Source organism: Xanthobacter sp. BG11Y11_SDJG (assembly GCF_057364445.1).
Genome location: NZ_JBNFNU010000233.1, coordinates 1 through 6,749 on the forward strand (window position 1 = coordinate 1; position 6,749 = coordinate 6,749).

Sequence of the window (6,749 nt, forward strand, 5' to 3'; positions counted from 1 at the left end):
ATTGGCCGGCGGCTCACCGCCTGGCGGCTCGCGAAGGCGCCGAGTCCGAGCGGCTCGCCGCGGTATCCCCGGCGATCACGCGCACTGCGTCAGGCCGCACGCCGAGCCCGTCGGCGACCACTTGGGCGAGCATGGTCACGGTGCCCTGGCCCTGCGCCGCCGCGCCGGTCGTCACCACCACCTGGCCGGACGGGCCGATGCGCACCGATGCGCTCTCGAACGGCCCGCGCCCGGAGCCTTCCACGTAATTGGAGAGGCCGATGCCGATGCAGCGCCCCTCGGCGCGGGCTTGGGCGCGCCGCGCCTCGAAGTCGTCCCAGCCGGCATGCCTGAGCGCGCGCGCCATGCATTGGGGATAGTCGCCGCTGTCATAGATCATGGAGCCGCCGTCGCGGGTCTTCAGCCCGCTGTCATACGGCATCTGCTGCGGCTGGATCAGGTTGCGGCGGCGGATCTCGGCGCGGTCGAGGCCGAGCCTTTCCGCAAGGCGGTCCAGCAGCCGCTCCATCACGAACGTCCCCTGCGGCCGGCCGGCGCCGCGCGTGGGTGTGGACGGGATGAGATTGGTGAGGCTGAGCGCGATGTCGAGGCGGTAGCTCGGCAGGATGTAGGGGCCGATGAGGTTGGTGGCGGAATTGTAGGGCAAGGCGACGCCATAGGGCGTGTAGGCGCCGTGGTCGTGCACCAGCGTGCCGCGGATGCCGAGGAGCCGCCCGTCCGCATCGCAGGCCGCCTCCACGGACCAGTACTGGTCGCGCTCCTGCACCGTGGACATGAAATTCTCGAACCGGTCCTCGATCCACTTCACCGGCGCCCCGGTGAGCATCGCCGCCGCGGCGACCGCCAGCTCCTCCGGGTGGAAGACGAACTTCGGCCCGAAGCCGCCGCCGACGTCCGGCGCCGCGACCCGAACTTGGTGCTCGGACAGGCCGAGCGTGCGCACCAGCACGCGCTTCGCTTGGTGCGGCATCTGGGTGGAATCCCAGACCGTCAGCAGGTCCTCGCCGGCATCGAAGCGGGCGACGAGGCCGCGCGGCTCGATGGAATGGCCGCCGCCCTTGTGGATATGGAACTCCTCGGCGATCACGTGCGCCGCGCCGGCAAAGGCGCCGTCCACGTCGCCATAGGCGGCGCGCATCTGCGCCACCAGATTGTCCGGGCAGTCGAGCCGCGCCTGCGGCGCGCCCTCCTTCAGCCCGTCGCGCGGATCGACGATGGCGGGCAGGGGGTCGAAGGCGACGCCGATCAGCCCGAGCGCATCCTCCGCCACATGCCGGCTCTCGGCGATCACCAAAGCGATGGGCTCGCCCACATGGCACACCTCGTCGCGCGCCAGCACGAACGGGTCGACATCGAAGCGGATGGCACCGGAGGGCATGGCAAGCGGGATGCGGTCGCAGGTCAGCAGCGGCCGCAGGTCCTGATAGGTCAGCACCCGCACGACGCCGGGCAGCGCCTCGGCCGCCGCTGTGTCGATCGCCCCGAGGCGGGCGTGGGCGTAGGGGCTGCGCAGGAACGCCGCGTGCAGCATCCCGGGCAAATGGATGTCGTCGACGAAGCGGCCCTGGCCGCGCAGGAGCGCGTCGTCCTCCAGGCGGCGCACCGCCTGGCCGAACCACGTCTCCTTCTGCTGCGCGGCCATCATCCGCCTCAGGCTCCCGCCGCGACCTTGCCGACGCCGGACTTCAGCGCGTGCTCCAGGCGCTCGTCGGGCGGGGTGATCTCGGTGACGAGGTCCCTGAGGTGCGCCTTGTTGCCGAGCGGCTCCAGCACCATGTCGCGCGGTTCGAGGCGCGCGGTGCAGGCGTATTCGACCTTGCCGTCGATGACGATCATGCACTCCTTGCAGGTGTTGGCGTTGATGCAGGCGTGCCGCACCGACAGCGTCTCGTCGAGATTGGCCCGCACGAAGCGCAGCCCGTCCAGCACCGATTGGCCGGGCGTGTAGGGCACCTCGTAGGACGAGGTCGTCGCCGCATCGCCGGCATTGCCGCGGCGGACGATCAAAGTGGCGGTCTCACGCATCAGGCGACCTCGCGGATGGTTCGGCCCTCGACGGGCGTGCGGCCGAGGACGAGGGCGTCGCCTTGCAGCGTCACCGTGTGGTGCAGCACGAAGGCGTCGTCCATGGCGGGGAAGTCGTCGCGCTGGTGGGCGCCGCGGCTCTCCTTGCGGGCGATGGCGCAGCGCGTCACCACTTCGGCCACCAGCAGCATGGTGCGCAGGTCGAACCAGTCGAGCCGCGCCATGTTGTAGGGGCCGGGCGCGCCGGGCGGCACCGATCCGAGGCGCGCCTTGAGGCCGGCAATGGCGCCGAGCGCCCGGGTGAGGCTCTCCTCGGTGCGGAAGGGACCCACGTCGGCCGCCATGACGGCCTGGAGCTCGGCCACGAGGCCGGCGAAATTCTCGCCGCCCTGCGCTCCCTGGGCGGCGCCAGATCGAGCGCGCCGGCGGGCACCGGGGCGTCCGCATTGCCGGCTGCCTTGGCGAAGCGCGCCGCGGAATGTCCGGCGGTGCGGCCGAACACGAAAGCCTCGGTGATGGCGTTGCCCGAGAGGCGGTTGGCGCCGTTCGAGCCGCCGTTCGCCTCGCCGCAGGAGAACAGGCCAGGCACGCCGGTGCGCATGGTGGCGTCCACCTTCACGCCGCCCATGTGGTAGTGCGCGATGGGCGCCACCTCGATGGGCATCTGCGTCAGATCGATGCCGTTGGCGGCGAGCTTGTCGATCACCGGCCCGAAGGAGGCGCGCAACTCCGCCTCGGGGATGTGCTGGAAGGAGAGGTAGGCGCCGCCGGCCGGCGAGCCGCGCCCCGCCTTCACCTCGGAGAGGATGGCGAAGGTGGCGCGGTCGCGCGTCACGTTGTAGGTGCCGGCCTCCTCGTTGCCGTAGTCGTTCACGAACTCGCGCATCTCGGCATTCAGCAGCCGGCCGCCGAGCTTGTAGCGGAACGGGTCCCACATGATCGGGTCCATGCCCACGAGGCGCGGGGCGAGGTGGCCGATGGGGAAGAACTGCACGAATTCCATGTCGGTCAGCGTGGCGCCGGCCCGCAGCGCCAGCGCATAGCCGTCGCGCCCATGTTGGCGGAGGCGCTGTTGCGCTGGTAGAGGCGGGTGAGGCCGCCGGTGGCGATCACCACCGCCTTGGCCGCGATGGCGACCGGACGCCCGTCCGCCAGCGAGAAGCCCACCGCGCCGGTGGCGACGCCGTCGGTCACGACGATGTCGGTGACGTAGAGGTCGCCGATCCGCGTCACCTCCTTCTGCCGCACCACGCGGGTGCGCAGGGTCTTGGCCACCGCGGGGCCGGTGGAGAGGAAGTCCACATAGACGCAGCGCGGCCGGTCGTGGCCCGGCGCATGGGCCTGGCGGATGGAGCCGTCGGCATTGCGCGCCCAGCCCACCTTCCATTCGTCGAGCTGGAGGATGTCGCGCGGGCCTTCCTCGCACACCAGCTGCGCGAGCGAGACGTCGCACAGGTCGCGGCCTGCGGCGAGCGTGTCGGCGAGGTGGAATTCCGGGCTGTCCGGCGTCTGCGAGCCGAGCGCCACCGCGACCGTCATCTGCGCCATGATGGTGGCGCCCGAGCGGCTGATCAGGCTGCGGTCGGCGAGGATGGCGCTGGCGCCCCCGTTCGCCGCCTCCAGCGCCGCCATCATGCCGGCGGCACCGGAGCCGATCACCAGCACGTCGGTTTTCAGTTCAACCACGTCCATTGCCACTGTCGCGCCTTTCTCACTGGGTCGGCCGGGCGGTGCCGTCAGACCGTGGCCGCCGAGCGGGCCGCCTGGTTGTAGTATCCGGAAACCGCGCGCAGCACCTCGCCCACTTCGGAGAGGATCTCCTCCGATGGGCCGGAAGAGCGCAGCGGCTTCACCAGCAATTGCTCGCGGATGGCGGCGTAGCGGGTGCAGGCGTCTAGCCCGGCCTGCGTTGCCTCCACCACCTTCTCCTTGCCGGCGCGGCGGGTCTTCACGAGGCCCGCGCCTTCCAGCTTGCGCAGCGCATAGGTGGCGACATGGGTCTCCTCGATGTCGAGGATGAGGGCCACGTCCGCCACCGACTTCGGCCGGTCGCGGTGGCGCACGATGTGGAGGATCAGCACCTCCAGCGGCGAGAGGTTCGGCACGCCCGCCGCTGCCATGCAGCGCACGATCCAGCGCTCGAAGGCATGCACCGCCAGGATCAGACCGAACTCGGTCTCCGACAGCGCCGGAGAGCCGCCCGCGGCGAGGTGCGCCGACGAGACGATGGGCTCGTAGATGGCCGCGTCCGCCGGCCGGCGCCTCGAACCTCTCATGAGCCAGTCTCCTGCCGCATCGGGTGCGCGGTCCGGCTCCGCCTCCTGGTCGATCAATTTCGCAGCCTTCTGCCTAATTACGGAGCCGTCCCGTAATTACCGTTTAGTTTGAATAACTTAAATGTGCAGAGCAAAGGATGGCAAGGGCCGATTGCCGATTTCCCATCCATTTTACCGACTTTTTGCCTGCAAATTCTCAGTGTCAGGCATGACTATGCAGGCCGCGTGCCAGCTTCAGCGCTCCACGAACGCCTTCTCGATCACATAGTGGCCGGGATTGGCGTTGCTGCCCTCTTCAAGGCCCTGCGCCTTCAGCCACGCCGTCATGTCGGCGAGCATGGCCGGGCTGCCGCAGAGCATGAAGCGGTCGCCCGCCGCCGCGATCGCGGGCAAACCGAGATCGCCGGGCAGGCGGCCGGCGGCAAACGCGTCGGTGATGCGGCCGGTGTTCTCGAACGGCTCGCGCGTCACCATGGGTGGTAGACCAATTGGTCGCGGATCATCTCGCCCAGCAGCTCGTCGGCGGGCAGGTGGTTCAGGATCAGGTCCTGATAGGCCAGTTCCGCCTTGAAGCGGCAGCCGTGGACCAGCACCACGGTCTCGAACCGCTCATAGGTGGACGGGTCGCGGATCACGCTCAGGAACGGGGCGAGGCCGGTGCCGGTGCCGAGCAGATACAGGCGCGCGCCCGGCAGCAGCGCGTCGTGCACCAGCGTGCCGGTGGGCTTGCGCCCCACCAAGATGGAGTCGCCCGCCTTCAGGTGCTGCAGGCGCGAGGTCAGCGGCCCGTCCTGGACCTTGATGGAGAAGAATTCCAGCCGGTCATCATAGGTCGGGCTGGCGATGGAATAGGCGCGCAGCAGCGGGCGCCCCTCCAGCGACAGGCCGATCATGGTGAACTGGCCGCTGGCGAAGCGGAACGCGGGGTCGCGGGTGGTGGCGAAGCTGAACAGCGTGTCGGTCCAGTGGCGGACGGACAGCACCGTCTCGGTGTTGAAGTTGCTCATGGGTCTCGGTCTGGAAGGTTTGTTGCTTGGTTTTCTGGAGGTCGCGGGAGGGGCGGGACCAGCGGCGCGGGCCCGCTCCCGCTCAGAGCGCGGCCAGCGCGTATTCCCGGTCGATGGAACTGGCGTGCTGACGGTGGTCGAAACCGTAGACGTGCAGCGAGATCGCCTCCTCGGCGCCGAGATTGGCCATCTGGTGCAGGTTGGGGCCGGTGGGCAGCATGCAGGCCACATAGCCGGGGCCGCGCGTGACGGTGGACTTCAGCACCGCCCGCGTCGCGTCGATGGCCGAAAAACGGCTCTCCTCCACCGTGCCCTTCAGCACCGCGAAGCAGCAGGAGCAGTGGTGGTCGTGGATCGAGGTGCGCGCGCCCACGTCCCACACCATGGCCCAGACGCTGATGTCGTCGTCGCCATAGACGAGGTTGCGGGCATAGCCGCCGGGATTGCGCTGGAGCGGGATGCCGTCGAGCAGGCCCGGCCGCGCGGCGAGGGCCTCGAGGGTGAGATGGGCCGCCTTGAGATAGTCCGCCGCCGTGGCGCGGCTGGCGCTGCCGAGGCGGGAGAGCAAGGCGGTGTCGTGCTGGTCGTTCAGAGCGTTCATGACTCACCCATTCGCGCGGGAATGAGCAAGGCTAGTGTGTGCACTGCGAAAGCGGCTTGCGAATTTGGCGCGAAATGGCTTGGCGTCGGGAATGAGTTTCTAGCATATCCGGAATAAATAGAATAACTATCCATTCCAATCCTCAAGTGGAGGACGGCTTGGCGCGCAACCCCCATGTGACTCTCGATGCAATCGACCTGCGGCTGCTGAAGCTGCTCCAGCAGGACGCGGAGCTGCCGCTGGCGGACCTCGCCGAGCGGGTCGGCCTTTCGCCGACGCCGTGCTGGCGGCGCATCCAGAAGCTGGAGAAGGCGGGCATCATCCGCCGGCGGGTGGCGCTGCTCGACCGCAAGCTTCTCAATGCCGGCGTCACCGTCTTCATCGCCGTGCGCACGGCCAAGCATTCCGCCGAATGGCTGGCGGAGTTCGCCGAGGCGGTGCGCGACATTCCCGAGATCGTGGACTTCTACCGCATGAGCGGGGAGATCGACTATTTGCTGAAGGCGCTGGTGCCGGACATCGCCGCCTATGACGCGCTGTACAAGAAGCTGATCTCGCGCATCGAGCTGTCGGACGTGACCTCCATGTTCGCCATGGAGGAGCTGAAGTCCACCACCGAGATCCCGCTCGACTTCGCCCGCGCCTGAGCCTCAGGTGCGTGGCCGCAGGACGCAGGCGAGGGCGGCGGCGATCACCATGGCGAGAGCCGAACACAAAAAAAGGCGCCGCCGGAGCGGGAGCGACCGGCGGCGCTGGAGGGGAGGGTCACGCCATCCGCACCGATGATGGGCATCCGGCCGCGGCCGCGCATCCCCCAAAACGCGGGACGCCGCAGCGCCG

7 protein-coding genes and 2 pseudogenes are annotated in these 6,749 nt (G+C 69.2%); 1 reads left to right on the top strand and 8 read right to left on the bottom strand.

The features are described from left to right. Positions 1–13 precede the first annotated feature (13 nt). The 8 genes and pseudogenes from AC2W7M_RS16910 to AC2W7M_RS16945 all read right to left on the bottom strand — a co-directional run bounded on the left by AC2W7M_RS16910 (position 14) and on the right by AC2W7M_RS16945 (position 5,909). Positions 14–1,645, bottom strand: a complete 1,632-nt coding sequence (locus AC2W7M_RS16910) for a xanthine dehydrogenase family protein molybdopterin-binding subunit (protein ID WP_486133469.1) — start codon at positions 1,643–1,645, stop codon at positions 14–16. 5 nt (positions 1,646–1,650) lie between these two features. After that, on the bottom strand, positions 1,651–2,025 hold the full coding sequence (locus AC2W7M_RS16915; protein ID WP_486133471.1) for a 2Fe-2S iron-sulfur cluster-binding protein: 375 nt from the start codon (positions 2,023–2,025) through the stop codon (positions 1,651–1,653). Then, complete coding sequence (locus AC2W7M_RS16920) at positions 2,025–2,369, bottom strand: hypothetical protein (protein WP_486133473.1); 345 nt, start codon at positions 2,367–2,369, stop codon at positions 2,025–2,027. Before AC2W7M_RS16920 ends, AC2W7M_RS16915 begins: the two co-directional genes overlap by 1 nt. Before the next feature lie 233 nt (positions 2,370–2,602). Then, positions 2,603–3,028, bottom strand: a pseudogene (locus AC2W7M_RS16925) (FAD-binding protein); the annotation flags it as partial. Between the two features lie 5 nt (positions 3,029–3,033). Beyond that, positions 3,034–3,711, bottom strand: coding sequence for an FAD-binding protein (locus AC2W7M_RS16930; protein WP_486133474.1), 678 nt, complete (start codon positions 3,709–3,711; stop codon positions 3,034–3,036). Positions 3,712–3,761: 50 nt separating this feature from the next. Continuing rightward, on the bottom strand, positions 3,762–4,301 hold the full coding sequence (locus AC2W7M_RS16935; protein ID WP_486133476.1) for a winged helix DNA-binding protein: 540 nt from the start codon (positions 4,299–4,301) through the stop codon (positions 3,762–3,764). Positions 4,302–4,535: 234 nt separating this feature from the next. Next, positions 4,536–5,308, bottom strand: a pseudogene (locus AC2W7M_RS16940) (ferredoxin--NADP reductase). An 82-nt stretch (positions 5,309–5,390) separates the two neighbouring features. Then, the gene (locus AC2W7M_RS16945; protein ID WP_486133478.1) at positions 5,391–5,909 is read right to left on the bottom strand and encodes a cysteine dioxygenase; all 519 of its coding nucleotides are present in this window, start codon (positions 5,907–5,909) and stop codon (positions 5,391–5,393) included. 158 nt (positions 5,910–6,067) lie between these two features. Here AC2W7M_RS16945 and AC2W7M_RS16950 point away from each other — a divergent pair, with 158 nt between their 5' ends. Continuing rightward, complete coding sequence (locus tag AC2W7M_RS16950) at positions 6,068–6,556, top strand: Lrp/AsnC family transcriptional regulator (RefSeq protein WP_486133479.1); 489 nt, start codon at positions 6,068–6,070, stop codon at positions 6,554–6,556. Positions 6,557–6,749 lie beyond the last annotated feature (193 nt).

Excerpts from the sequence above, each read along its gene's own strand:
- AC2W7M_RS16910 (WP_486133469.1), bottom strand. The coding sequence starts at position 1,645 with ATGATGGCCGCGCAGCAGAAGGAGACGTGGTTCGGCCAGGCGGTGCGC.
- AC2W7M_RS16915 (WP_486133471.1), bottom strand. The coding sequence starts at position 2,025 with ATGCGTGAGACCGCCACTTTGATCGTCCGCCGCGGCAATGCCGGCGAT.
- AC2W7M_RS16920 (WP_486133473.1), bottom strand. The coding sequence starts at position 2,369 with ATGGCGGCCGACGTGGGTCCCTTCCGCACCGAGGAGAGCCTCACCCGG.
- AC2W7M_RS16935 (WP_486133476.1), bottom strand. The coding sequence starts at position 4,301 with ATGAGAGGTTCGAGGCGCCGGCCGGCGGACGCGGCCATCTACGAGCCC.
- AC2W7M_RS16945 (WP_486133478.1), bottom strand. The coding sequence starts at position 5,909 with ATGAACGCTCTGAACGACCAGCACGACACCGCCTTGCTCTCCCGCCTC.